General features: G+C 68.6%; 21 protein-coding genes, 2 tRNA genes and 1 pseudogene. 15 read left to right on the forward strand and 9 right to left on the reverse strand.

Annotated elements, in window-relative coordinates:
- Nucleotides 1–76: 76 nt before the first annotated feature.
- From ACFWGD_RS05915 to ACFWGD_RS05930, 4 genes are all read left to right on the forward strand, one after another.
- Complete coding sequence (locus ACFWGD_RS05915) at nucleotides 77–721, forward strand: single-stranded DNA-binding protein (RefSeq protein ID WP_377777666.1); 645 nt, start codon at nucleotides 77–79, stop codon at nucleotides 719–721.
- A gap of 190 nt (nucleotides 722–911) precedes the next feature.
- A complete protein-coding gene (ettA, locus tag ACFWGD_RS05920) occupies nucleotides 912–2,582 on the forward strand; it encodes an energy-dependent translational throttle protein EttA (RefSeq protein WP_377777667.1) in 1,671 nt (556 codons plus the stop codon).
- An 85-nt stretch (nucleotides 2,583–2,667) separates the two neighbouring features.
- A complete protein-coding gene (locus ACFWGD_RS05925; protein WP_377777668.1) occupies nucleotides 2,668–3,111 on the forward strand; it encodes an acyl-CoA thioesterase in 444 nt (147 codons plus the stop codon).
- The gene (locus ACFWGD_RS05930; RefSeq protein WP_377777669.1) at nucleotides 3,104–3,838 is read left to right on the forward strand and encodes a hypothetical protein; all 735 of its coding nucleotides are present in this window, start codon (nucleotides 3,104–3,106) and stop codon (nucleotides 3,836–3,838) included. Before ACFWGD_RS05925 ends, ACFWGD_RS05930 begins: the two co-directional genes overlap by 8 nt.
- Nucleotides 3,839–3,998: 160 nt before the next feature.
- Here ACFWGD_RS05930 and ACFWGD_RS05935 read toward each other — a convergent pair whose 3' ends face one another.
- Nucleotides 3,999–4,430, reverse strand: a complete 432-nt coding sequence (locus ACFWGD_RS05935; RefSeq protein ID WP_377777670.1) for a globin — start codon at nucleotides 4,428–4,430, stop codon at nucleotides 3,999–4,001.
- 22 nt (nucleotides 4,431–4,452) lie between these two features.
- On the reverse strand, nucleotides 4,453–7,158 hold the full coding sequence (gene pepN / locus ACFWGD_RS05940; RefSeq protein WP_377777671.1) for an aminopeptidase N: 2,706 nt from the start codon (nucleotides 7,156–7,158) through the stop codon (nucleotides 4,453–4,455).
- A 163-nt stretch (nucleotides 7,159–7,321) separates the two neighbouring features.
- Here pepN and ACFWGD_RS05945 point away from each other — a divergent pair, with 163 nt between their 5' ends.
- Both ACFWGD_RS05945 and ACFWGD_RS05950 read left to right on the forward strand, forming a co-directional pair.
- Nucleotides 7,322–7,951: a DsbA family protein gene (locus tag ACFWGD_RS05945; protein ID WP_377777672.1), complete on the forward strand. Its 630-nt coding sequence runs from the start codon at nucleotides 7,322–7,324 to the stop codon at nucleotides 7,949–7,951.
- Nucleotides 7,952–8,242, forward strand: coding sequence for a GNAT family N-acetyltransferase (locus tag ACFWGD_RS05950; protein ID WP_377777673.1), 291 nt, complete (start codon nucleotides 7,952–7,954; stop codon nucleotides 8,240–8,242).
- A 105-nt stretch (nucleotides 8,243–8,347) separates the two neighbouring features.
- Here the strand turns inward: ACFWGD_RS05950 and ACFWGD_RS05955 are convergent, their stop codons facing one another.
- From ACFWGD_RS05955 to ACFWGD_RS05970, 4 genes are all read right to left on the reverse strand, one after another.
- A complete protein-coding gene (locus ACFWGD_RS05955) occupies nucleotides 8,348–8,866 on the reverse strand; it encodes a hypothetical protein (RefSeq protein ID WP_377777674.1) in 519 nt (172 codons plus the stop codon).
- A gap of 204 nt (nucleotides 8,867–9,070) precedes the next feature.
- Nucleotides 9,071–10,588 (reverse strand): excalibur calcium-binding domain-containing protein, encoded by a 1,518-nt coding sequence (locus ACFWGD_RS05960; RefSeq protein WP_377777675.1) that lies wholly within the window; start codon nucleotides 10,586–10,588, stop codon nucleotides 9,071–9,073.
- A 150-nt stretch (nucleotides 10,589–10,738) separates the two neighbouring features.
- Entirely contained in the window at nucleotides 10,739–12,061 is a 1,323-nt protein-coding gene (locus ACFWGD_RS05965; protein WP_377777676.1) for a TIGR04053 family radical SAM/SPASM domain-containing protein, read from the reverse strand.
- Nucleotides 12,062–12,153: 92 nt separating this feature from the next.
- A complete protein-coding gene (locus tag ACFWGD_RS05970; protein ID WP_377777677.1) occupies nucleotides 12,154–12,654 on the reverse strand; it encodes a DUF4352 domain-containing protein in 501 nt (166 codons plus the stop codon).
- 303 nt (nucleotides 12,655–12,957) lie between these two features.
- Between ACFWGD_RS05970 and ACFWGD_RS05975 the strand changes: the two genes are divergently transcribed.
- The gene (locus tag ACFWGD_RS05975) at nucleotides 12,958–13,434 is read left to right on the forward strand and encodes a ribose-5-phosphate isomerase (protein ID WP_377777678.1); all 477 of its coding nucleotides are present in this window, start codon (nucleotides 12,958–12,960) and stop codon (nucleotides 13,432–13,434) included.
- Nucleotides 13,435–13,881: 447 nt separating this feature from the next.
- On the opposite strand, the gene ACFWGD_RS05980 is transcribed toward ACFWGD_RS05975, so the two are convergent.
- Complete coding sequence (locus ACFWGD_RS05980) at nucleotides 13,882–14,784, reverse strand: DUF1542 domain-containing protein (protein WP_377777764.1); 903 nt, start codon at nucleotides 14,782–14,784, stop codon at nucleotides 13,882–13,884.
- A 294-nt stretch (nucleotides 14,785–15,078) separates the two neighbouring features.
- On the opposite strand from ACFWGD_RS05980, the gene ACFWGD_RS05985 reads away from it, so the two are divergent.
- The 3 genes from ACFWGD_RS05985 to ACFWGD_RS05995 all read left to right on the forward strand — a co-directional run bounded on the left by ACFWGD_RS05985 (nucleotide 15,079) and on the right by ACFWGD_RS05995 (nucleotide 19,462).
- The gene (locus tag ACFWGD_RS05985) at nucleotides 15,079–16,512 is read left to right on the forward strand and encodes a glycoside hydrolase family 1 protein (RefSeq protein WP_377777679.1); all 1,434 of its coding nucleotides are present in this window, start codon (nucleotides 15,079–15,081) and stop codon (nucleotides 16,510–16,512) included.
- Nucleotides 16,509–17,798: an MFS transporter gene (locus tag ACFWGD_RS05990; RefSeq protein WP_377777680.1), complete on the forward strand. Its 1,290-nt coding sequence runs from the start codon at nucleotides 16,509–16,511 to the stop codon at nucleotides 17,796–17,798. Before ACFWGD_RS05985 ends, ACFWGD_RS05990 begins: the two co-directional genes overlap by 4 nt.
- 137 nt (nucleotides 17,799–17,935) lie before the next feature.
- Complete coding sequence (locus ACFWGD_RS05995) at nucleotides 17,936–19,462, forward strand: alpha/beta fold hydrolase (RefSeq protein ID WP_377777681.1); 1,527 nt, start codon at nucleotides 17,936–17,938, stop codon at nucleotides 19,460–19,462.
- A 14-nt stretch (nucleotides 19,463–19,476) separates the two neighbouring features.
- Here ACFWGD_RS05995 and ACFWGD_RS06000 read toward each other — a convergent pair whose 3' ends face one another.
- Together ACFWGD_RS06000 and ACFWGD_RS06005 are read right to left on the reverse strand one after the other, a co-directional pair.
- Nucleotides 19,477–19,689: a helix-turn-helix transcriptional regulator gene (locus ACFWGD_RS06000; protein WP_377777682.1), complete on the reverse strand. Its 213-nt coding sequence runs from the start codon at nucleotides 19,687–19,689 to the stop codon at nucleotides 19,477–19,479.
- A 606-nt stretch (nucleotides 19,690–20,295) separates the two neighbouring features.
- A tRNA-Gly gene (locus ACFWGD_RS06005) sits at nucleotides 20,296–20,370 on the reverse strand.
- A gap of 174 nt (nucleotides 20,371–20,544) precedes the next feature.
- On the opposite strand from ACFWGD_RS06005, the gene ACFWGD_RS06010 reads away from it, so the two are divergent.
- The 5 genes and pseudogenes from ACFWGD_RS06010 to ACFWGD_RS06030 all read left to right on the forward strand — a co-directional run bounded on the left by ACFWGD_RS06010 (nucleotide 20,545) and on the right by ACFWGD_RS06030 (nucleotide 25,183).
- Nucleotides 20,545–20,621, forward strand: a tRNA-Pro gene (locus tag ACFWGD_RS06010).
- Nucleotides 20,622–20,689: 68 nt separating this feature from the next.
- On the forward strand, nucleotides 20,690–22,078 hold the full coding sequence (gene tig / locus ACFWGD_RS06015) for a trigger factor (RefSeq protein WP_377777683.1): 1,389 nt from the start codon (nucleotides 20,690–20,692) through the stop codon (nucleotides 22,076–22,078).
- 251 nt (nucleotides 22,079–22,329) lie between these two features.
- Nucleotides 22,330–22,893, forward strand: a pseudogene (locus ACFWGD_RS06020) (ATP-dependent Clp protease proteolytic subunit); the annotation flags it as partial.
- Nucleotides 22,894–23,092: 199 nt separating this feature from the next.
- Nucleotides 23,093–23,719: an ATP-dependent Clp protease proteolytic subunit gene (locus ACFWGD_RS06025; RefSeq protein WP_377777684.1), complete on the forward strand. Its 627-nt coding sequence runs from the start codon at nucleotides 23,093–23,095 to the stop codon at nucleotides 23,717–23,719.
- A 543-nt stretch (nucleotides 23,720–24,262) separates the two neighbouring features.
- Nucleotides 24,263–25,183 carry a hypothetical protein gene (locus tag ACFWGD_RS06030; protein WP_377777685.1) on the forward strand — a complete coding sequence of 307 codons (921 nt, stop codon included), beginning with the start codon at nucleotides 24,263–24,265 and terminating at the stop codon, nucleotides 25,181–25,183.
- Nucleotides 25,184–25,223: the final 40 nt, after the last annotated feature.

Genomic DNA, 25,223 nt, shown 5'->3' on the forward strand with positions numbered 1-25,223 from the left:
GGGCGGCAGGGTCGGTCGTGCGAGGCCCGGAGGCGAGCAGCGGTTCCGGGGTCCACGACCAGAAGGGGGACTCGCAGTGTCCGAAATCAACGTGACCGTCGTCGGGAACATCACCAAGAATCCGGAGATCAAGACCACTCACGGCGGGAAGCTGGTGACGCGCCTGCGCGTCGCCTCGACCCGCAAGCGCCACATCGACGGCCAATGGGTCGATGCGGAGAAGGCGTACATCGACGTCGACTGCTGGGAGCATCTGGCGCAGAACGTGGTGAACACGTTCGGCAAGGGCGACCGCATCATCGCCGAGGGGCGGCTGCGCACCGACGAGTGGCAGGACGAGGAAGGCAACAAGAGGTCCTTCACCAAGGTCGTCGCCGATTCCGTCGGCGCGGACCTGCGGTTCGCCACCGCGGTGATCACCCGCAACAAGACCAGCGGATCCCGCACGGCCGAGGCCGAGCGCCGGGCGCGCGAGGCGGAGGAGATGGGGCAGGGCGGCGGCCATGCCGGCGGAGACGGGCAGTCGCGCGGCTCGGGAGAGGCCGGCGAGGTGAAGGCCTTCTTCCCGGAGGACGCCAAGGTGCCGGATATGGCGGCGGCCGATACGGAGTCGGCGGATGTGGCGGTGTCTGACATGGCGGCGTCGGGCATGGACGCGACTGACTTGGGCACGGCCGACACCGAGGCGCCGGAGGCGGAGGTCGCCGAGATGGCCTCGTAGGTCCGGCGGGGTGCGCGGGCCGCCGGTCGGGGAAGAATCCGGCGGTACCGGTAAGGTGAGGGCGAATGTGCGCGGGCGGTGACCGTCGTCAAGCAACAGCCGGGGACGCGACCAGCGGACCCGGGACTGGCGGGGACGGATCGCCGCGCACCTGATACGAAACCACCTACCTCCGAAGGAGAGCGCAGCTGTGGCTGAGTTCATCTACCAGATGAAGAACGTGCGTAAGGCGCACGGCGACAAGGTCATCCTCGACAACGTGACCATGGCGTTCTACCCGGGCGCCAAGATCGGTGTCGTGGGCCCCAACGGCGCGGGCAAGTCGTCGATCCTGAAGATCATGGCGGGCCTGGACCAGCCGTCCAACGGCGAGGCGTACCTCGAGCCGGGCGCCACCGTGGGCATCCTGCTGCAGGAGCCGCCGCTGAACGAGGAGAAGACCGTCCGCGGCAACGTCGAGGAGGGCCTCGGCGACATCTTCGAGAAGAAGCAGCGCTTCGAGCAGATCGCCGAGGAAATGGCGACGAACTACACCGATGAGCTGATGGAGGAGATGGGCAAGCTCCAGGAGGATCTCGACGCCGCGGATGCGTGGGAGATCGACTCCAAGATCGAGCAGGCCATGGACGCGCTGCGCTGCCCGCCCGGCGACGAGGCCGTCACCCACCTGTCCGGTGGCGAGCGCCGCCGCGTGGCCCTGGCCAAGCTGCTGCTGTCCGAGCCGGACCTGCTGCTGCTCGACGAGCCCACCAACCACCTCGACGCCGAGTCGGTGCTGTGGCTGGAGCAGCACCTGCAGAACTACCCCGGCGCCGTGTTGGCCGTGACCCACGACCGTTACTTCCTGGATCACGTCGCCGGCTGGATCTGCGAGGTCGACCGCGGCAAGCTCTACCCCTACGAGGGCAACTACTCCACGTACCTGGAGCAGAAGGCCCAGCGACTCGAGGTCGCGGGCAAGAAGGACGCCAAGCTGCAGAAGCGCCTGAAGGACGAGCTGGCGTGGGTCCGCTCCGGCCAGAAGGCCCGCCAGGCGAAGAACAAGGCCCGCCTGGAGCGCTACGAGCAGATGGTGGAGGAGGCCGAGCAGTACAAGAAGCTCGACTTCGAGGAGATCCAGATCCCGACCCCGCCGCGCCTGGGCAACCAGGTCGTCGAGGTGACGGACCTGGACAAGGGCTTCGACGGCCGCACCCTGATCAAGGACCTGTCGTTCACGCTGCCGCGGAACGGCATCGTCGGCGTCATCGGCCCCAACGGCGTGGGCAAGACGACGCTGTTCAAGACCATCGTCGGCCTCGAGCAGCCGGACGACGGCGACGTGAAGGTCGGCCAGACCGTCGAGCTGAGCTACGTCGACCAGAACCGCGCGAACATCGACGGCGAGAAGACCGTGTGGGAGGTCGTCTCCGACGGCCTGGACTACATCCACGTCGGCCAGAACGAGATGCCGTCGCGCGCGTACCTGTCGGCGTTCGGGTTCAAGGGCGCCGACCAGCAGAAGCCGGCGAAGGTGCTCTCCGGCGGTGAGCGCAACCGCCTGAACCTGGCGCTGACGCTGAAGCAGGGCGGCAACCTGATCCTGCTGGACGAGCCGACCAACGACCTCGACGTGGAGACCCTGTCGTCGCTGGAAAACGCGCTGGAGCAGTTCCCGGGCTGCGCCGTGGTCATTTCCCACGACCGTTGGTTCCTGGACCGCACCTGCACCCACATCCTCGCGTGGGAAGGCAACGTCGAGGAGGGCCAGTGGTTCTGGTACGAGGGCAACTTCGAGGGCTACGAGAAGAACAAGGTCGATCGCCTCGGCCCGGAGGCTGCCCGCCCGTCGCGCGTCACGCACCGCAAGCTGACCCGCTAGCAGCCGGCCAGCTACAACTGGGGAAGGCGCCGGTCCGGCCCCGCCGGGGCGGCGCGCTCCCGCCGATTCGAGAAAGGTTGTGCACATGCCCGATACCAATGCATTTCTGACCACCGTCCCGGTGCGCTGGTCCGATTTCGACCAGTACGGGCACGTCAACAACATCGCCTATCTCGAATACGCCCAGGAGGCGCGGGTGGCGTTCGCCAACGCCAGCGTCGAAGGCGGCGGCGGGAAGTTGGGCACCGTGGTGCGCCACATGGAGATCGACTATCTCCGCGCGCTGCTGCCCGACACCCGCGAGGTGCTCGTGGAAACCGAGATCATCGCCATGGGCAACACCTCGTACACCATCCGGCAGGCCATCAAGGACCAGCACGGCCACATCGCCGCGATGCTGACCACCGTCATGGTCCTGTTCGACCTGGAGGAATCCCGCGCCCGCGAGCTGACGCCGTCGGTGCGCAAGACGCTGGTGCGCTTCGCCTCGCCCGAGCTGACCGCCGGAACCGGTGACGGCGATGAGTGACGGTGCGGTGCGCGCCGGGTCGGGCGGGGAGAGCCTCGTCGTCCACGACGCCGCGGCACTGACCAACCTGGGCGTTCTCGCCCGCAAGGCCGAGGCGATGGACCCGCAGGCTCTGCTGCGGATCCGCGCCACCGCGCCGGGTTCGCCGGATGATCCGGTCGCCGCATCGCGGCCCGCCGGCATCGCCCGGGTGTGGGCGACCACCCCGTTTGGTCCGATGGCCTGCCGCACCATGGCCATCACGCCCGGCCGCGACGACATGATCGTCCGCGCCGATGCGGTCTCCGCCGCCACCGGCGATGCCCGCTCGGTGCCGCAGCTCGACGCCGCCGTGCCCATGACCCTGGGCTGCGGAGCCGCCGCCGATGCCTCCTGGCCGGGCCGGTTGCCCGTCGACGGTGGCTGGTCCGTCCTCGATGCCGTGCCCGCCGCCGTCTTCCGCGAATTGGAGGCGCAGGCCAGGGGAGTGGCGAAGGAAGAGTCGGGCCCCCTCGGCTTGCCGACGTCCCTGCTCGACCAGAAGGTCCTCACCGTCCGGTCCAGTGGAAGCGAGTCCGCCGAGATCTCCATGCGCGAGGTCTTCGCCCTGTGCACGATGGGATTCATCCCCGTCGAGCCCGCCGCGAATGAGCCCGTGCGGGTGTCGGTGAAGGGACGCTGGCGTCGCCTCGATGGGCGCTTCGGCAGCGTCTACGCCTCCGAGGGCTTCGGCGTTCTCCCGATTTAACGGGCCTCACCAGCGGCACCGATCAGCGGCCGCCCCCTCCCGTCCACCGCCCCTCCCCGGTTAACCCACCCCGAATGGCCAAAATGGGCTGTTTTAACGGGTGGGTTAGGACATTCGGGGTGGGTTAGCGTGCGTGTCCGCGCCGCCCGCCCGCGTTCCGTCAGGCGTGGGTGTTGATGAGCATGTCCGCCACCCGCACCATGTGCTCCCACACGGCGTCGCGGTGGGGCTTGGGCAGCTCCTCATCCGACACCTCGGCGAGCGACAGCGCCATCAGCTCGAGCCACCGATCGCGGGCCGCCATGTCGATGACGAACGGATGATGGCGCATGCGCAACCGCGGATGGCCCCGCTCCACGTTGTACGTGTCGGGGCCGCCCCAATACTGCTCGAGGAACATCCGCAGCCGGCGCTCCGCACCCTCCCAATCGGACTCGGGGTACATGGGGCCGAGGATGTCGTCATCCGGAACGCGGGCATAGAAGCCGCGCACGATCTTCGCGAACGTCTCCTCGCCCACCTCACGGTAGAAATCGCTGTACTGCGGCTGGTCGCCGCCGGGGGCTGCCTGGGGGGTCTGGCCGTTGCTCATGCCCACCAGGCTACCCAGCCGCTCAGGCCTCCGGCACGAACCCGTCGCACTCCCGCGCCGCCAGCGCACGCTGCACGCGATCACGGTTCTCCGCGACGATGCGCTTGACCGGGGCGGGCACGGAGTCGTCGTCAAGCACCTGCGAAGCCTTGTCCAGACCGGCCTGCGAGACCTCCCAATGCGGGTAGAGGCCGTCGAGCATGCGCTGCGCGGTCTCGGAGGAATACTCGCCCCACCAGCCCGGGGCCTCGGCGAAGTAACGGTCGGTGAACTCGCCGAGCAGCTCGTCGGACCCCGCGGCGGCGAAACCGGCCATCATCGACCGCAGCATCAGGTTCGAGGGGGCGGCGGGGCCGGTGGCGGTGCAGGTGTTCCACACGCGGATCTTGTTGTCGAGCTCCGGGATCGCCGCCCGGGCCTTCGCCGCGGACTGCGCGCCCAGCGCCGACTGATCGTCGCGCTCGACGGCGCTGATGTCCGTCAGGCCCTTGTCGCCGGCGGCGACGAGGACGGTCAGCGCCTTCCACGTCATGTCGGCGTCGACGGTCAGGCCCTCCAGGCCGGCGTCCTCGGGCGCACCTGCCAGGATCGCGCGGAAGACCTCGACCGACCCGGCGGCGTCGGCGGGAAGCATGGCCAGGGCGTTGACGAAGGCCAGCTGCGCATCCGAACCGTTCTCGGCCGCGCGGGCGTGGTCGAGCAGCCCGGCACCGAGCACGCGGCGGCCCTCCTCGGCCCAATCGCGGGCGGCGTAGCGCTCAACGGCGGTGACGGCCTGCGCCAGTACGCGCTCGAGCACCGAAATCTGATCCTCGGACGGGGCGCCGCGCAGCACCATGTCCACGAAATCGCGGGCGCGGACCTTCGCGGCGCGCGTCATCTCCCACATGGTCGACCACGCCAGGGTCCGCGGCATCGGATTCTCGAAGGCGCCGATGTTCTCGAGCAGGAACGATCGCGAGGCGACGTCCATCTCTATGAAGCAGTAGCTCAGGTCATCGTCGTTGACCAGGACCACGTCGCCGGCGGGCACGCCGGAAAGCTCCGGGACCTCGGTGGTCTCGCCCTTGACGTCGACCTCGACGCGGTGGGTGCGGCGCAGCACGCCGTCGGTCATCGCGTAGATGCCGACCGCGACGCGGTGGTCGCGCAGCTCGCCCGCGCCCGGCTCGGCGCCGGTCTGGCGGATGGCGAAGACGTCGTAGACCTCGGCGGCGCCGTCGCCATCCTTCGTCGAGTAGCCGGCGGACAGCGTGTTGATGCCCGTCGTCGTCAGCCACTGGTCCGCCCACCCGGACAGGTCGCGGCCCGAGGCCTCCGACAGCGCGCCGAGCAGGTCGGCGAAGGTGGCGTTGCCGAAGCGGTGGCGGGCGAAGTGCAGCCGCGCGCCGGCGAGGAACGCATCTTCGCCGACGTAGGCCACCAGCTGCTTGAGCACCGACGCGCCCTTGGCGTAGGTGATGCCGTCGAAGTTCTGGTCGACGGTGTCGATGTCGGAGGCGTCCGCGGCGATCGGGTGCGTCGACGGCAGCTGGTCCTGCTGGTACGCCCACGCCTTCTCCACGTTGGCGAACGTCGTCCACGCGCCGGTGTACTCGCTGACGTCGGCCTGCGACGCGCACGCCGACCACGTGGCGAAGGACTCGTTGAGCCACAGGTCGTCCCACCACTGCATGGTCACCAGGTCGCCGAACCACATGTGCGCCATCTCGTGGAGGATGGTCTCGTTGCGGCGCTCGTACAGGTAGCCGGTGGTGCGGGAGCGGAAGACGTACTCGTCGCGGATGGTCACCGCGCCGGCGTTTTCCATGGCGCCCATGTTGAACTCGGGGCAGAAGATCTGGTCGTACTTGCCGAAGGGGTACGGCTCGCCGAAGTTCGCCGCGTACCAGTCGAAGCCCTCCTTGGTTTCGCGGAACAGGCGCTCGGCGTCGAGGTGCTCCGCGATCGACGCGCGGCAGTACAGGCCCAAGGGGATGGTCAGCTCGCCGTCGGGCTGGTGGTCGGCGGGGGTCTCGGGATGCTTGGCGACGGTGCCGGCCCACTCATCGCGCACCTCGTGCCAGGGGCCGGCGCAGAATGCGATGAGATACGTCGACAGCGGCACGTCCACGCGGAAGCGGTGGATGCGGGCGGCGGGGCCGTCGAGCGGCGGGATCTCGCCGTCGGCGGGGGCGACGTCGGAGATCTCCGCCTCGGAGTTGGACACGATCAGCCACGAGCCCGGGGCGGTGACGTCCATCGAATACGTCGCCTTCAGGTCCGGCTGGTCGAAGCAGGCGAACACGCGCTTGGCGTCGGCGGTCTCGAACTGGGAGTAGAGGTAGGTCTGCTCGTCGGCGGGGTCGGTGAAGCGGTGCAGACCCTCGCCGGTGGTGGTGTAGCGGCAGTCCGCGTCGACCACGATCTCGTGGTCTCCGGAGGTGAGGTCGAGGCGGAGGCCGCGTTCGTCGTCGTAAAGCTCCTTGGAGCCGCCGCAGGCCGACTCCGTGACGTCCGTGCCGTCGATGGTGACGGAGCGGACGTCGGCATTGCGGAGGTCGAGGAAGGTCTCGCCCGCGGACTTCGCGGTCAGCGTGATGGTGGTGATGGACCGGAAGGTCTCGTCACCCGGGGCGGTGGTGGTGCCCGGGGCGCCGGTGACGTCGAGGGAGATGTCGTAGTGGGACACCTCGAGCATGGCAGCGCGGTCGGCGGCCTCGGTCTGCGTCAGGTTCGTGGAAGTCATGGGGTTCAGGGTAACCGCGCGGCGGTGGGCGCGGCAGGAAGTCCGCGGACGGCTCCGGGCGGGGATGCGGGCGCCGGGGGAGTGTTCGCGCGGAGCGAATGGTGATCCATCAACAAGAATTTTCGTCTACCCTGGCGAACGCAGCCAACGAAAGGAAATCTCCATGACCGCCCGCGAATCCGTGACCTTCTGGTTCGACGCCTCCTGCCCCTACTGCTGGATCACCTCCCGCTGGATCAAGGAGGTGGAGAAGGTCCGCGACATCGAGGTCACGTGGCAGCCGATGAGCCTGTCCGTGCTCAACGAGGGCCGCGACGAGCTGCCCGAGGACTACAAGCAGCGCATGGTGGCCAACTGGGGCCCGGCCCGCGTGTTCACCGCCGTCGCCGTCGAGGACGGCGAGGACAAGCTCGACGCCCTGTACACCGAGATGGGCACCCGCATCCACAACGGTGACCAGGGCCGCAAGAACACCGCCGACGGCTACGACGACGTCGTCCGCGAGTCGCTCGCCGCCGTCGGTCTGCCCGCCGAGCGTTTCGACGCCGCCCACTCCGACGACTACGACGCCAAGCTGCGCGAGTACCACGCCGGCGCGATGGACGCCGTCGGCGACGAGGTGGGCACCCCGGTGGTCAAGCTCGGCGACACCGCCTTCTTCGGGCCCGTGCTCACCCGCATCCCGCGCGGCGAGGACGCCGGCAAGATCTTCGACGGTTCCGTCCTGCTGGCCGCGTACCCGCACTTCTTCGAGCTCAAGCGCTCCCGCACCGAGGCCCCCGAGTTCGATTAAATGAGCCCGGCCATCCAGATCCGCGACGAGCTGGAGAACAATCGCTTCGCCTTGCTTGTCGACGAGCAGTACGCGGGCTTCGCGTATTACGAGAAGTTCACCGGCATGCGCGATTTCACGCACACAGAGATCGGCTCGGCCTTCGAGGGGCGGGGCCTGTCCAAGGTCCTGATCCAGGACGCCCTCGACCAGGCCATCGCCGCCGGCGACGAGATCGTGGCCACGTGCCCCGCCGTGCGCCGCTTCGTGCGCAAGAACCCCGAGTACAAGGAGCACGTGCGGGAGGCGTGACCTCCCGGCGTCACAGGGGACCTGGGCGATGAGCGCCCCGCCGTAATCGGCGGGGCGCTTCGTCATGGGTGGACCGGTGCTGGCCATGATCGGGTTCGGGTGACGTCAGTTCAGGCTGTCGTACTCGTAGTCGTAGGAGATCTCATCGAGAAAGGTCTTGGCTTCCTCGACCTTGGATCGTGAGTTGACGAGATTGCCTTCTTCATCGTGGTACGTGACGCAACCGAAGTAGTAGGGGCTGGGAACTCCGAAGCCGTTGACGAATTGGACCGTACCCAAGTTGACCGTGATGAATGCGGTGTCCTCGGTGCCCTGGTGGGATTCCGCGACTTCGGGCAGCGGCTCCAAGGGATCATCGAATTCGGCAGCTGCCGGGTGTTTCGCGTAATCGGTGACGCTGGACTCGCATCCTTCGATGGCGGTCTCTGAGATTCGGGCGTTGATCTCCTCTTTCTTGCGGAACTCTCCCGCCACCGCCGCTATGACGAGGACGCAGAGCAGTGCGGAGATGACGCCCACAGCGACGACGACGCGAAACCACCAGCGTTTGTAGAAGGGTTTCGGGGCCGGCGGAATCGGAGGCATGGCCCAGCCCTGCGGGATTGGTTGATAGGGGGAGGTCACGTCTGCTTCTTTCGGTGGAGAGGTGGAGGTGGAAATGCACCGCCATCATGTACGACGATCCGGATGGCCCCGCCGGGCTCGGCGAACCTTCATTCGGGAAATGCCATTCAAGGACGTTCTGCCATGCATGGCGGGCACTTAGTCGTGAATGTGGGGGATGGCGATGGACTGGCCGGGGGTAAGGGCCCGAGGGCTGAAATATCGCTATAGCTCGCAGGCGACGAGATCGTTGTTCCGGTCCAAACCGGGTCGGTATCCCGGTGCGCCGGCCGGAATCGGTGCAGCGCCGGCCGCGCGAGCTTCAGCGCAGTTTGCGTAGTAGACGCCACCGCCGGCGTCCGCCGGCGGCGTGTAGGCGGGAGCCGGCTGAGGCTGGGGAGTCGCCGTCGGGGGAAGCGGTGCCGGCGGTGCGGGAACGTACGGGCGGCGATCTCGGTCGTCGTTGTCCTGCTCTCCGTCGACGAAGAAGGCGGGCTCGCTCGTCGGGGGAGTTGAGGAAGACGTCTCGGCCGAAGTGGGGACGGACGACGAGGTGCTGCTCGAGGTTGACGAGGAAGACGTGGCGGGGCTGCTGGGGGACGAGGGGGCGGTGCTCGACTCGGCCGTGGTCACGGCGTTGGCGCCGGACTGTTCGGACTTGGAGGCCAGTGCGCCAAGGCCGAGGAAGCCGGCGAGGAGAAGCCCCAACGAACCGGCCACGATCTTCAGCGGTGAGCGCTTCTTCTTTGGCTTCTGTGGCCGGGAGATGCCCATCGGAGCGGGTGATCCCTCGAACAGCTGGTGTCCCCCAGCAGCGGGCAGGTGCGATGTACGCGGCTTTTCCGAGAACGGGTTGGTGAACGGAGACTCGGGTGCCGGCGTCGGCCGAGATGCTGCATCCGTCCGCAGTGCGCTGCGGCGTGCAGAGTTCGCCGCGACAGGCGCGAGTTTCGGCAGGGGCGACACCTCGGGTTCGAGGTCGGCATCGGTGAGGTCCGCGGCGCGGGCACATTCCAGGGTGACCTGGGGGACGTCGCCGGACCCGTCGATGAAGGCACGCGACACCGTCACGCAACCCAGTGCACGGAAGTGATTGACCGCCGGCAGTACCTTTTCGCCCATTGCCTTCGACAACTCGCCGACCCGCTTGCCGTTGAGCCGAACTTCGACGCCGTCGTACTTGGTGCGAACCCCGAACTTCGCGGCGTGGAGGGTTGCGAGAACCTGGCATCGTCCGGATGCCGGGAGGATCGAGCGCAGGTAGTCCGCATGGCCGTCTTCCCCGGTCACCTGGATGATGTTGCCGGACGGCATGAGCACCCAGTTGCCGGATGACGGTGGGTTGTTGACCGGGACCACCACATCGGGCTCCCGCAAGGACACATCGATTTTGATCGCGGCGGACCCGGAGGCGGCGCCCTTTTTGACGCGGGCGACCGTTGTGGGGCTGAATCCGGACGCGAGGATGCGATTGAGCTGCGCATACGCTGCGGCGTCCGTCGCCCGGAGTGCGCCGATGCGCATGCCGCGCCACATGACGACGAGTGCGGGATGCGCCCCGGACCCGCTGCCCGATGTTTCCGGGGATCCGTCGGATGCAATGGCGACATCCACGATGTGATTGCCGCCCCCGGCAATGAGTGCCGACAGTTCCGCCAGTGCCTTCTTGGTGGCCCGTCGCAGATCGACGGATGTGGTCATTTTGTTGCCGCGGGCGGAAACGTCGTAGGTGGTGCCGGACACGGTGCTCCTTTGGGTGGGGCGCCGAAACCGACCCTTCCCAGCGGGGTCGTGATTCCCATGCGCCGGGGATCCTGCTCCGGAAAATGATAGAGGGCGGAAACGAAAAACGGGCACCCCGGTCAAACTGGGTGCCCGCTTTCGGGGTGAGCGCTACATGCCCTTCGAGCCGTCGACGACGGTGAGCTTCAGCGCCGGGGTGTGCACGCCGTCGCCGCCGGCCACTCCCGCGACCAGTCCCGCGTCTTCGCCTTCGCCGGGGCCCGAGCCGAGCTTCGCCAGGTCGTCGGCGGTGGCGCCCTCGCCCTCGACGGCATCGGCATCGGGGTGCCAGGCCGGCGGGACGTACACGCACGTCGGATCCGACGCGCGGTAGTCGCCGGTCAGCGCGAACGCCGTCGACCGCGACCCGCCGCACACGTTGTGGAAGCCGCACACGCTGCACTTGCCGTGCCAATTGTCCGGATCGCGCAGCTCCTTGAACACCGGCGACTCGGAGTAGATTTCCGGGAAATCCGTCTCCTTCACGTTGCCGCAGTGCAGTGGCAGGAATCCGTTCGGGTACACGTCGCCGATGTGGTCGATGAACGCGAACCCGGACCCCGAATTCACCGCCATCGGCGAGCGCGGCGGACGGGGCTTGGCGGGATGCTCGCCGAGGAGGGCGGTGGTCTGTGCGGTGAGGTCGTCGTAAAGCGGCCCGCCCTGGTACTTCGGGCCACCGGTCTCCTCGGCCTCGCGGCGCTGCAGCACGACCCGGCGGTACTGCGGGGCCTCCGTGGTCTTGATGGCGATGCGGTCGGAGATGTCGACGAGCCAATTGAGCACGTCCTCGCGCTCCTCCGGCGACAGGCAATTGAGCGCCGCCCCGCGGCCCGTGGGCACGAGGAAGAAGACGTACCACATCTTCGCGCCCATCTCGATGACCTTCTTCAGCAGCGCAGGGGCCTCGCCGATGTTGTCGCGGGTCAGCGTCGAGTTGATCTGCAGGCGGTAGCCGGCCTCGTTGATCACGGGGGCCATCTCGACGGTCTTCTCGAACGTGCCCGAAAAACCGCGGAACGCGTCATGGGTGGCCGCGGTGGCGCCGTCGAGCGACATGGACATCGCCTTGCCGCCGGCCTCGCGCAACGACTGGATGCGCTCCGGCGTCAGCTTCGGCGTCACCGACGGCGACAGGGACACGTTGAGGCCCTTCGACGTGCCGTATTCGGTCAGCTCCTCCAGATCCGCCCGCTCGAACGGGTCGCCGCCCGTGAACACCACCAGCGGCAACGGCTTGTCGTACGACGACAGCGCATCCAGCAGCCGCTTGCCCTCCTCCGTGGACAACTGCTCCGGGTGCGGCTCATGCTGGGCGTCGGCCCGGCAGTGCTTGCACACCAGGCCGCACGCCCGCGTCACCTCCCAGATCACGATGAACGGCTTCGTGTTGATGTCGTGGCGGACGGTGCGGACTGCTGGGGGCCGATGCACGGGGCTTCCTAGGGTTGCCGGGAGAGGGAAAATACGCCTTCCCCAGCCACTTTACGCCCCGGCGCCGGCTTATTCGAAGGCCTCCGGCCCCGCTACAGCGACGTCTTCCACTCGGTCGGCTCACCGGAGAAGCTGAACAGGGCCTCGTGGGTCAGCGTGTACTCGCCGGGCGCGCCGTCCGACTTGAAGCAGACGGTGCCCGCGCGCGAGCCCCCAGGCGCCAGGTCGACGGCGTCGAAGTTGGTCTCGCCGCCGAACTCGGTGCTCAGGATGACCCCGCTGGGATCGGTGAGCTCCCAGTCCATGGCGTTGAGGCTGACCGTGTCGGAGTCGGAGACGTTGAGCACCGACACGTCCGCGCACACCTGGTTGTCGCCGAACACGTCCGGGCCCGCATTGCGGAAGTTGGACGTGGTCATCTCCGCGTCACCGACGGTGACCGTGTCGCCGACCTGGGCGGGGCCCGACTGCTCCGCGCCCTCGCCGCCGCCATTGGCCTCCGCGCCGGCCGCGGCCGTGTCGGTCGTTCCGTCGCACGCGGCGAGGGAGAGGGCCAGGGCGGCGAGGCCGGCGGCGATGGTGGACTTCTTCATGATGCACTCCTGATGCGTGATGGCTCCCGCTGCGAAACCGCCCGGTGCCGGATGTCCGACCCCGCGGTCGCCCGCCGGTCGGAGCCGCCCCATCGGCGACGAATGCAGAATCGCACCCCTCCCGGATCGCCTATGTTTATGCGTCGAATGAACGGGCGAACGGCGTTGCGCAGCGCCGGAAAAGGGAGGCTTTGCGACGGGGGACGGTGGACGTCGTCAAGCGAAAACCCCCGCCACCAGCGCCCCCTCGCCCCGCCGCCGACAATGCGCACCCCCGCGCGCGGGCCTGGTTATGCTGGTCCCATGCGTATTTACCTTGGCGCGGACCACGCCGGCTTCGAGATGAAGAACCTGATCAAGGACCACCTGGAAAAGACGGGCCACGAGGTCGTCGACTGCGGCGCCCACGTGTACGACGCCGCCGACGACTACCCGGCCTTCTGCATCGAGGCCGCCTCCCGCACGGTCAACGACCCCGGCTCCCTGGGCATCGTGCTCGGCGGCTCCGGCAACGGCGAGCAGATCGCCGCCAACAAGGTCAAGGGCGCCCGCTGCGCGCTGGCCTGGTCCGTCGAGACCGCGAAGCTGGCGCGCGAGCACAACAACGCCCAGCTCATCGGCATCGGCGGCCGCATGCACTCCGAGGAGGAGGCGCTGGCCATCGTCGACGCCTTCGTCTCCCAGCCGTGGAGCGAGGAGGACCGCCACCAGCGGCGCATCGACATCCTCGCCGACTACGAGAAGACCGGCATCGCCCCCGCCCTGCCCGAGCAGGAGTAGGCCCGGCTGCGCGACGCCTCGCGCGGCTCGGCGGTTGAGCTGCTTATCGGCGGCATCCCACTGTGCGTGGGGTGCCGCCTTTGCTTTGCGACGGCCCGGTCACGGCAAGTCCCGCGTTGCCGCGCCGGGGGCGTGGTGGTTCTGGCCGTGGGACCTCCCGGCCGCGGCAAGTCCCGCGCTCTCGTGCCGAGAGGATGCCACCGATTTCGGCGACCTGCGGAAACGTAGTTGTCGACGCGGCGTTGGTATCTCCTGGGCACGGGCGGGCGCGGGCGGGGGCGTCGGCCGGAGGGTTTCGTGCGTATGCGGTGCCAGCGCTGCACATGTGCAGCTCGTGACCTGCGGCGATGGAAGTGGAGCCGCGGGGGAGTAACCGCATTTGCACGAAACCCGCGGCCCAAGCGGACCGCGGGTGCGTGAAAGGGGAGTGGCGCTCAGGCGCCGGGGCTAGAAGTCGAAGTCGAATCCGCCGCCGTCGAAGAAACCGCCGCCATCGCCGCCGCCGTCTCCACCGAACAGGCCGCCGTCGAAGAACCCGCCGCCGTCGCCGCCGGCATCCCCGATGTCGCCGCCCATGTCGCCGCCGGCATCGCCCGCGTCACCAGCATCGCCCGCGTCACCGGCGTCGCCACCATCACCAGCGTCACCGCCATCGCCCGCATCGCCGCCGTCACCGGCGCCCTCGGAGCCGTCGCCGGCGCCGCTCTCGAAGTCGGACGCGGCGTAGGCGACGCCCGCCATGCCGTTGAACATCATGGAGAACAGCAGCACCGAACCCATGGTCCACATGCCGGTGCGCAGCGCCGACTGCCACCACGGCTCGGAGTACCAGCCGGCCGGGACGGGGCGCCCGGCGACCTTGCCGCCGGGGTAGTAGTTCGGGGTGTCCTCGGTGGCCACGGGCGACGCGGAGATCTCGCGGCCCTCGTGCTCGATGGTGCGCTGCTCGGTGACGGAGCCGGCGGAGCGCTGGCCCTCCAGCGGCGGCAGCGCGGGCCCGGCGGGCATGCCCATGATCTCGCGCGCGGCGTTGACGTAGTGCAGGCCCTCGAGCGCCGACTCCCGCGCCAACTGCGCCTGCTTGACGGTGTTGGCCGTGGAGATCTGCGCGGACGCGGCGTTGTAGCGCTCGGACGCGTCGGCCATGGCCTGCGTCGAGGCCGTGTCGGACCCGGCGATGGACAGCACCTGGGACCCCAGCCGCTCGATCCAGCGCCGCGCGTCGGCCACGGCGTCGGCGACGTCGTCGTGGGCGCGCTGTTCGATGTGCTTGTTCTGGCGCTTCTGGGTCATCTGGATCAGCAGGACGCCGCCGATGATCACGACGGCGATGAGCAGGAGAGCTTCCATCTTCTGGGGCACGGTCCTATCGGGTTGGTGTCCGCGCGTGTCGGTGTCCGCGCGTTCGGGTGTCACTGGGTGCAACGGGCGAGCGCCCCGATTCGTTCCATGGGGCACGCATTTTCGCCCGACTTTTTGCCCGACTTCTTGCCCTCCGGTTTCCCTTTCCTTCTTGCTTTGCGACGCCGCCCCTCCACCTCTCCACCGCACGTTCCGCCGAAGCCGGAGGCGTAACATTGCGGGGAGATAACGTTCGCGTCGAAAAGCATGATTTTTGTGATCGGCCACACATAGTGTGGCGTCATGTCAACGACGGGGCCCACCAGCAAACGCACGCTCTACCCTGCGCCGCGCACGTCGCCGGTCGCGGAGCCGCTGCGGCACGACGTCGACCTGCGCGGGCTGCTCATCGGCACGGCGTCGGCGGCCGGCCAGATCGAGGGCGGCGACGAGAACAACGACTGGCTCGACTGGGCGCGGGTGCCGGGCAACATCGCCGACGGATCGACGCCGCTGCGCGCCACCGACCACTGGAACCGGTGGCGCGAGGACAACGAGCTGATGGCGTCGCTGAAGCTGCCGATCGCCCGCATCGGCGTGGAGTGGGCGCGCATCGAGCCGCGGCCGGGGGAGTTCGACCACGCGGTGCTCGACCGCTACCGCGAGGAGATCGCCGACCTGCGCGACAAGGGGATCCGGCCGCTGGTGACGCTGCACCACTTCGTCAACCCCCGCTGGTTCGCCCAGCGCGGCGGGTTCACCGCGGACGAGTCGGCGGCGACGTTCCTGCGCTACGCGGCGACGACCGTGCGGGCGCTCGATGACCTGGTCGACGAGTGGATCACCGTCAACGAGCCCAACGTCTACGCCACCCAGGCGCACATGTTCCGGTCGGGGCCGCCGGGCAACTACTCCTGGCGCGACACGATGGCCGTGCTGCGCAACACCGCGGTGTCGCACATCCGCGGCTACGAGCTCATCCACGACATCCAGGGCGACCGGGCGAAGGTCGGCATCTCCCACCACGCCCGGGCGTTCGCGCCGCGCAATCCGCGCAACCCGGTGCACCGGGGACTGTCGCGGCTCAACCGCCACCTGTTCCAGGACATCGTCGCCGACGCCCACATCGCCGGGACGTTCCACCCATTGTTGGGCGGGAAGAAGATGGGCCGCGGCCTGCCATCGGGGCGCCACCACGACTTTTTGGGGCTGAACTACTACTCGCGCACGGCCGTCGATAAGCTCGACGACGGAACGTTCGTCGGCGCCCCCGTCAACGACCTCGGGTGGGAAATCTACCCCGACGGCCTGGTCGAATGCGCCCGCGACCTGCACGAGCGGTTCGGCGGGCCGGTGTGGATCACCGAAAACGGCACCTGCGACCTCGGAGACCCGGCGACGGGCGAGCTCGAGTCGTTCCGGCCCCGGTTCATCCTGGAGCACCTGCGGGCGATCGCGGAATCGGATGTGCCCATCGAGCGCTGGTACCACTGGTGTTTCGTGGACAACTGGGAGTGGGCCGACGGCGAGGAGCCGCGGTTCGGCATCGTCCACCTGGACTACGAGACGCAGGAGCGCACGCTCAAGCCGTCGGGGCGCCTGCTCGCCGAGCTCGCCGCCGCCGGGCGCATCACCCCGGAGCTGCACGGGCGCTACACCGCCGGGCAGCGCTACCCGGTCGCCGTCGAGGGCACCGACCCCAACGTGCGGTCCGGTCCGGTCGGGGCGGCCGAATGAGCGCGGCGGAGAAGGCCATCGCCGACGTCGGGCGCTTCAGCTCCGACCCCGCGCAGCGCACGCCGGTGACCACCGGGTGGATCGTCCGCTACGGGCTGCTGTACCTGGGGCAGAACATTTCGTGGGCCGCGCCGACGCAGCTGCTGCTGGCGCAGCAGATCCTGGTGTGGCACCCGGGCGACAAGGAGCAGAAGCTCGCGCTGCTCATGGCGATCGGCGGCTTCTTCTCCATCATCGGCCACCCGTTGGCGGGGTGGCTGTCGGACCGCACGAATTCGAAGTGGGGCCGGCGCGCGCCGTGGATCCTCTTCGGGGGCCTGGCGGCGGCGGGTGCGCTGGTGTTCCTCGGCGCGGCGCCGGGCTTCGCGGCGCTGACCATCGGCTGGGCGGTGTTCCAGCTGGCGATCGCGGCGTCGATCAACGCCGCGCAGGCGGTGGCGCCGGACACCGTGCCCGACAAGCAATATGGCGTGGTCTCCGGCGTGCTGGGGCTGACGTACACGCTCGGCGTGGTGCTGGGCACGGTCGTGGCGACCCTTTTCGACGTCGGCTTGGCCTACATCGTCACCGCCGCCCTGCTGCTGGTCTTCATCGGCCAGTTCCTGCCGGGCTTCCGCGACGTGTCCCGGGTCAGGTCGCGGGGCTCGCTGTCGCCCATGCTTGACGACGCCCACCCCAGCCAGTCCGACGTGGTCCCCGCCGTCGCCGAGGCGCGCGGTGGGCTGTACCGCGACTTCACGTGGGTGTTCATCGCGCGGTTCCTGGTGACCACGGGCAACTCCGTGGCGTTGTTCTACCTCTTCTATTACTTGCGCGATCACATCGGCCACGCCGACCCGGATGCCGGGGTGCTGGTGCTCACCGGCGCCTATGCCGGATGCGTCGTGGTCACGGCGATTGCGTCGGGCAAGGTGTCGGACAAGCTGGGAAAGCGCCGCGTGTTCGTGGCGGCGTCGTCGCTGGGCGTCGCGGGGGCGTGCGCGCTGATGGCGGTGGCGGAGTCGTTCGCCATGGTCGTCGGGGCCGCGGTGCTGCTGGGCCTGTCGTGGGGCGTGTTCATGGCGGTGGATCAGGCGCTGATCAACCAGGTGCTGCCCAAGCCGGAGGAGCGCGGCCGCGACGTGGGCGTCATGAACCTCGCCGTCGCCGGCCCGAACATGGCCGCCCCGGTATTGGCCGCCTTCGCGCTGGCGAACCTCGGCGGCTACCCCGGCTTGTACATTTTCGCCGGAGTGCTCACCGCCGTCGGCGCCGTGCTCGTCTACCGGGTGCGCTCGGTGGCCTAAACCCGGCGGGCCATCCGGGCCATCGATTAGGGTTCCAGGCAGTCGTCGAAAGGTTCTTTTCCGTGCGCATCCCGCCGCTGCCCGTGACCGAAACCGCTCAGCCCAAAGCTGCTCAGCCCCATTCCGTCCGGCCTTCCATGCTCCGCCGGATCCTCGCGCCGGTGACGGTGCTGGCACTGGCCGGCGGGCTGGTGGCGGCGCCGACGGCCGCGGCGGACGAGCATGCCGATCTGGGCGGCCTCGACTGGGGCGAATGTCCGACCGCGGCGATGACGGCGCCGGGCACCGTGTGCGCGGATGTCCAGGTCCCGCGCGATCACGCCGACCCGGGTGGAGCGGAGATCACGTTGACGGTCAGCCGGGTGCCGGCGACGGGGGAGCGCCGCGGCGTCATCGCGGGCAATCCCGGCGGACCCGGCGGCGATGCGCTGGGCATGTTCTCGGATGAGGCCGTGCGCATGCCCGACGCCGTCCGCGAGCATTTCGACCTCATCGCCGTCGAACCGCGTGGGCTCTCCTGGGGCACGCCGCTGAAGTGCAATGTGGCGGGCATTCCGACTTCGGGGATCATCGCCGGGCAGGTCGGCGCGATGTACACGGCGTGCGAGTCCAATGATCCGGGTTACGCGGCGACCATCACCACGGAGAACACGGCCCGCGACCTCGAGCACGTCCGCGGGGTCCTCGGCCAGGATGAGCTGCACTTGTACGGCCTGTCCTACGGCACGGATCTCATGGGCACGTACGCGACCCTGTTCCCGGGCAGCACCGGCCGCGTGGTCCTCGATTCCTCGGTGGACCCGGCGCACCGGTATTTCCAGTTGGGCGATGCCCGCGAGCAATGGCGCCGGGACGCCCTCAACGCCATGTTCCAGTGGATCGCCGACCACGATGAGCAGTACGGGTTGGGCACCACTCCGCTGCAGGCGTACACGAGGTGGTCGCAGCGCATCAACGAGGAGGTCGGCGCGCCGGGCCAGGTGTATCCGCCGCCGACGCAGGTGGGCGACGTCCCCGCGGTGTTCGCCGACAATCCCAAGGCCGTCAATGAGCTTGCCGACGCCATTCTCCCCGCCGTCTGGCGCGGCCATTCCTTCGCGGCGTCGATGCTCCGTCCGGGCGCAGGCGCGCAGTCGGTGCTGCTGCAGATGACGTTCGCCGCGACGTACTCGGAGAGCATGTGGCCGCAGATCGCCGATGCGATCGTCACCGGCGACGTACCGGTCCCGCCGACGCCGGAGGGCGTCACGCCGGAAGATGCCGTCGCCCAGTTGGAGGCCATGACCACGGTGGAGCGCGCCATCGTGTGCAACGACAACGTCTCCGACGCCGACCCGACGCGGATCCCGCGCGCGTACGTCGACCAGTACACAGGTGGGGACATCTTCCGCGTCAACGCCGATGCCCTGGCGTCCGGGCAGCTGTGCCTGGGGTGGCCGGGCCACCGTGCCGCGGTCGACCTCGATGGCGCGGCGCTGAAGACCCCGCCGCTTCTGCTGCATTACGACAAGGATGCCGCCGTCACCGGCACCGGCGGCCGGGCGATGCAGGCGGCCATGGGCGGCGAGTTGATCGAGTTGCCGGGCTACAGCCACGGCGTGCTCGTGGGCAACAACGACCCGGATCAGGTCGCCGATGCCGTCAGCGCCCACTACCTGGGATAGGACCGTCTCACCGGTCACTTCTTCCGGTCGTCGCGGCCCTTCTGCCATTCGCGCACGTCATCGGAGTTCCACAGCGTCAGGCCGTGGAGCTTCGTGGCGGGCACCGGCGCCTTGCCGCGGCCCGCATAACTGGTGAACGTGCCTCGGGCCGTGCCGGTGAACTCGGCGCATTCGGCCGCCGTCCACAGCTCGACGCCGGTGTCCTTGTCGATGATGCGGGGATCCATGCGAACCACGATAGCCACGCTTTACCCCTGCAAACGATCCCGACTGACAGTGCCATCGACTTGTGATCTGGGCTCAACGCAACCGTGACTCAACCTCGAACTCGGGGCCAGAGGATCTCCGTCGACCCAGGGTCCTCACACGGCCCGTAGGCGCTTTGACGTCCGCGGGGTGGGTGAACCCCGCTGCGGTGCAATCCTGAGAACAACCTATTCAAGAACGTCCCGTACGTGGCCTGGGGAGGGGACATGCACGGGATGAAATTGAATTTTCGGGGCCTCTTTTCTTCAAATTCGTCCCGTAGGTGCCCATCGGAGCGGACACGTACGGGATGAAATTGAATTGTTGGGTCAGCGCCAATGAATATCCACGGCTCGCGGGGTGGGGGACGGGTTGCGTGGCGGCTCGAAGCGGGGCGATAGGTGTTCAGGGGACTCGTGGGGTGGGGGCCGGCTGCGTCGTGGCTCGCCGCGGATCCCGAGGTGGGGATCCTGCCGTGCCGTGATGTCGGCGGGGTTGGAGGCGGCGGGGTTAGAGGCGGCGGCATGGGCGAAGGGCGCATGCGAAAACCGCCGCACCCGACGGGTGCGGCGGCCTGAAAACTCACGTGGAGGGGATGACGGGAATCGAACCCGCGTCTTCAGCTTGGAAGGCTGAGGTATTAGCCACTATACGACATCCCCGCAGCTCAGATGGGGCGGTGGGATCGTCGTAAAGCGAAACCCGCCCCGCATGAACGTGGGGGAAACTATAGCGCACCCCGTGCCCGCCGCCATAATCGCCGCGCAACCGCCTTAAACCGGGGCGGTGATCACCCCCCGAATGGGAGACACGTAGACTGCACGACGTATTCACAACGGGGTATGGCGCAGCTTGGTAGCGCACTCGCTTTGGGAGCGAGGGGCCGTGGGTTCAAATCCCGCTACCCCGACCAGCATCACGGGCACTCCCGTGGTCTGTGAAATCATCAACTCACAATCTACTAACAGGAGTGTGCAACCAGTGAAGTCCTCCGTCGAGCAGCAGAGCGCCACCCGCGTCAAGATCACCGTCGAGGTCCCCTTCGACGAGCTCAAGCCCGAGTTCGACAAGGCCCACGAGGCCCTGTCGCAGCAGGTCCAGATCCCGGGCTTCCGCAAGGGCAAGGCCCCCGCCAAGCTCATCGAGGCGCGCGTCGGCCGCGGCCCGATCCTCGAGCAGGTCCTCAACGAGATGGTCCCGTCCCGCTACGGCCAGGCCGTCGAGGAGCACGACCTGAAGGTCATCGGCCAGCCCGAGGTCGACGTGACCAAGCTCGAAGACGGCGACGTCGTCGAGTTCACCGCCGAGGTCGACGTCCGCCCCGAGATCGAGCTGCCGGACTTCTCCGACATCTCCGTCGAGGTCGACGCCCTCACCGCCGACGACGACGCCGTGCAGGCCGAGCTGGACAACCTCCTCGCCCGCTTCGGCACCCTCACCGGCGTCGAGCGCGCCGTCGAGGACGGCGACTTCATCTCCATCGACCTGTCGGCCACCGTCGACGGCGAAGAGCTGGAAGAGGCCTCCACCGAGGGCCTGTCCTACCAGGTCGGCTCCGGCGACCTGATCGACGGCCTGGACGAGGCCGTGACCGGTCTGGCCCAGGGCGAGTCCAAGGAGTTCGGCACCAAGCTCGTCGCCGGCGAGCACGAGGGCGAGGACGCCCAGGTCACCGTGACCGTCCAGTCCGTCAAGGTCCGCGAGCTGCCCGAGGCCGACGACGAGTTCGCCCAGATGGCCTCCGAGTTCGACACCATCGACGAGCTGCGCGAGGACCTGGCCAAGCAGGTCGAGACCACCAAGAAGGGCGAGCAGGCCCAGCAGATCCGCGACAAGGTCCTGGCGGCCGCGCTGGAGAAGACCGAGGTGCCGCTGCCGGAGGGCGTGGTCAAGGAGCAGGTCGACGGCCAGCTGCAGCAGCTGCTCGGCCAGTTCGGCGGCGACGAGGCCGTGCTGAACACCATGCTCGAGGCCCAGGGCACCACCCGCGAGCAGTTCGACGCCGACTCCCGCACCTCCGCCGAGGAGGCCGTGCGCACGCAGCTCTTCCTCGACGAGCTGGCCGAGGCCGAGCAGCCGGAGGTCTCCCAGCAGGAGCTCACCGACCACATCCTGTTCACCGCGCAGTCCTACGGCATGGACCCGAACCAGTTCATCCAGCAGATCCAGCAGTCGGGTCAGCTGGGCAACCTGTTCGCCGACGTCCGCCGCGGCAAGGCGCTGGCCGTGTCCATCCTGAAGGCGACCGTCAAGGATTCCGAGGGCAACGACATCGACGTCGCCGAGTTCTTCGGTGAGGCCGAGAACACCGAGAACACCGAGAACGCCGACGCCGCGGCCAAGGCCGACGAGGCCGACGCCGAGAAGTAAGGCACCGCCGGACGGGGACCGTCGCAAAGCAAGAAAGATGCTTGACGACGACCCCGGCCCGACCGCACAGCCGGTCCCGGCCGGGGAACGCCAACCGCCGATCCCCGGCCCCCGACGCTGACAGCGAACATGGGGCCGTCCCGAAACAAAGGGGCGGTCCCTTTCGTTACCCTCAATGAGAGATCCCGCCCCCGAGGCGGGCCGCCCGTGAAACGGCGGCGAAGGCGAAATGGAAGGGAAACCCTTTTTCGATGAGCGAGCAGAACCACGCCCCGGCCGACTCCGTGTTCGACAAGCTGCTGAAGGAGCGCATCCTTTTCCTCGGCGACCAGGTCGACGACCAGATCGCCAACAAACTGTGCGCCCAGATGCTGCTGCTGTCCGCCGAGGACCCCGAGCGTGACATCGCCCTGTACATCAACTCCCCGGGCGGCTCCGTCACCGCCGGCATGGCCATCTACGACACCATGAAGTTCGTGCCGTGCGACGTGGCCACCTACGGCATGGGCCTGGCCGCCTCGATGGGCCAGTTCCTGCTGTCCGCCGGCACCCCCGGCAAGCGCTACGCCCTGCCGCACGCGCGGATCATGATGCACCAGCCGTCCGCCGGCATCGGCGGCACCGCGTCGGACATCACCATCCAGGCCGAGCAGTTCGCGCAGACGAAGAAGGAGATGGCCCGCCTCATCGCCGAGCACACCGGCCAGCCGCTGGAGCGCATCGTCGAGGACTCCGACCGCGACCGCTGGTTCACCGCCGCCGAGGCGCTCGAGTACGGCTTCGTCGACCACGTGGTCACGTCGCTGAAGGACGCCCGCGACGCCCGCACCGGCACCGCCTCCGGCAACACCGCCAGCGATGACGCCGAGCGCGACGCCGAGAACGCCGCCGACGTCGCCCGCGAGCAGGACTCCGGCCAGTAGGCCCGGGGCGCAGGAAAGCGAGCCACGAATCATGCACCGCGAATACCCCGGCCAGAAGCCCGGTACGAACACGTCCGAAACGAACATGGAGATGAGCACCAACATGCAGATGCCGCAGTCGCGCTACGTGCTGCCGTCCTTCGTCGAGCACTCCAGCTTCGGCGCCAAGGAGTCGAACCCGTACAACAAGCTGTTCGAGGAGCGCATCATCTTCCTCGGGTCGCAGGTCGACGACACCGCCGCCAACGACATCATGGCGCAGCTGCTGGTGCTCGAGGGGCTGGACCCGGACCGCGACATCACCATGTACATCAATTCGCCGGGCGGTTCGTTCACGTCGCTGATGGCGATTTACGACACCATGCAGTACGTGCGCCCCGACGTGCGCACCGTCTGCCTGGGCCAGGCCGCGTCGGCCGCCGCGGTGCTGTTGGCCGCGGGTGCGCCGGGCAAGCGTGCGGCGCTGCCGAACACCCGCGTGCTCATCCACCAGCCGGCGACGCAGGGCGTGCAGGGCCAGGTGTCCGACCTGGAGATCCAGGCCGCCGAGATCGAGCGCATGCGCAAGCTGATGGAGGAGACCCTGGCCGAGCACACCGGCCAGACCGCCGAGCAGGTGCGCCGCGACACCGATCGCGACAAGATCCTCACGGCCCAGCAGGCCAAGGAGTACGGCATCATCGACCAGGTCTTCGAGTACCGCAAGCTGAACAAGTAGGCGGCTGCGCGGATGGCCGCCCGCGCCTGGTTCGCGGCTGGTTCGCGCCTGATCTGCGGCCGTTGCGCGTTCGACCCGGTTCCCGAGAGGGGGCCGGGTTTTCGCGTATCCGGGCCCCGCTTCACGACGGCCGCCGCCGCGCACGACCACCGCCGCGCACGACCACCGCCGCCGGGATCCACGCCGCCCACGACCACCGCCGCCGGTCCGAGTGGCCGCCCGACCATCGGATCCGCCGTCAGCGCAGGCCTTTCCGTCCCGAACGAGCGCCAATTTCCAAACCCCGACATCGAAACCCCGACATCAGTGGTGATGTCGGGGTTTGGGCGCCGTTCGTGGGCTGAAGTCGGGGTTTAGAAGTCGGGGTTTGGGATCGAGAGCCTGGATTCGAGGCTGGTGTCGGGGTGTGGCGCGGTGATGGTGCGGCGGAGCAGCCGGCCGAGTCGTCCAGAGTTCTCCACAGGGGCGGATCCATCCACAATTGACGGTCCGTCGTGAAGCAAGCGAATGGCGGGAACGCGGGATGCGGGCGAAGCTGCGGCCATGAGGAATTGGAAAGAGCATTTCGGGCTGATCGAGGTTCGCACCAAGGCCGGCGACCACGTGTGGGGCAACGTGAACCGCTATCTGTTTCTCACGGCGGAAGTGGCGATGCCCCTCGAGCCGTACGCGAGTCTGCCGCCGTGGGAGCAGGCGACGGCGAGGGCGGCGGCGGTCGCCTTGACCATCGATTCGGCGGTGGTCGTGGGCTCGGCGGCGGCCCGGCTGATGGGCATCCAGGTGCTCGGCTGGGCGCAGCCGACCGTGGACACGATGCTGGTGGATGGCAAGCATCCCAAGGCGAAACGCTTGTGGCCGAGGGGCGTGACGTTCCGCTACGGCCACCTGCCCGCCGATTGCGTGTACGAGGAGCACGGGATGCGGGTCTCGCGAATCAGCCGGACGCTGCGCGACATCTGCTGCTTCGACGGCGTGGCGGCGGGCGTGGTGGCGTTGGATTCGGCGCGGCACAACTGGCCGGACATCCCGATCGGGCAGGTCCGCGACGCGATGCTCGCGGGCCCGCGGTTCAAGGGCGCGGCGGCGGTGCGCGAGGCGGTGGCGTTGTCGATCCCGAATTCCGGCAGCGTCTCCGAGACTCGCGCCCGCCTGCTGCTGAGGGGGCTGGCTGGGATCGTGACCATCGAGGTGCAGGCCAAGTTCATCGACGAGGAGACGGGGGAGACGTATTACGTGGACTTCCTTATCAACGGCTGGCTGATCCTCGAGGTCGACGGCGACGTGAAGTACGACGGGGTGACGTACGGCAGGACGGACGATGTCATCCGCAAGGAGCGCCGCCGCGAGAAGGCGCTGCAGAACATGGGCAAGGTCGTGGTGCGGGTGACGGATCCGCTCGACGCCCCGGCGGTGGTGGCCGCGGCGCTCGATCGCTTCGCCCACGCCGTGCCGGTGGCGGCGTGAGCGCTGTGCCCGCTTCCTGCTTTGCGACGCCCACGTCCCC

The sequence above is a fragment of the Corynebacterium sp. NPDC060344 genome (assembly GCF_042725215.1).
Taxonomy (GTDB): Bacteria; Actinomycetota; Actinomycetes; order Mycobacteriales; family Mycobacteriaceae; genus Corynebacterium.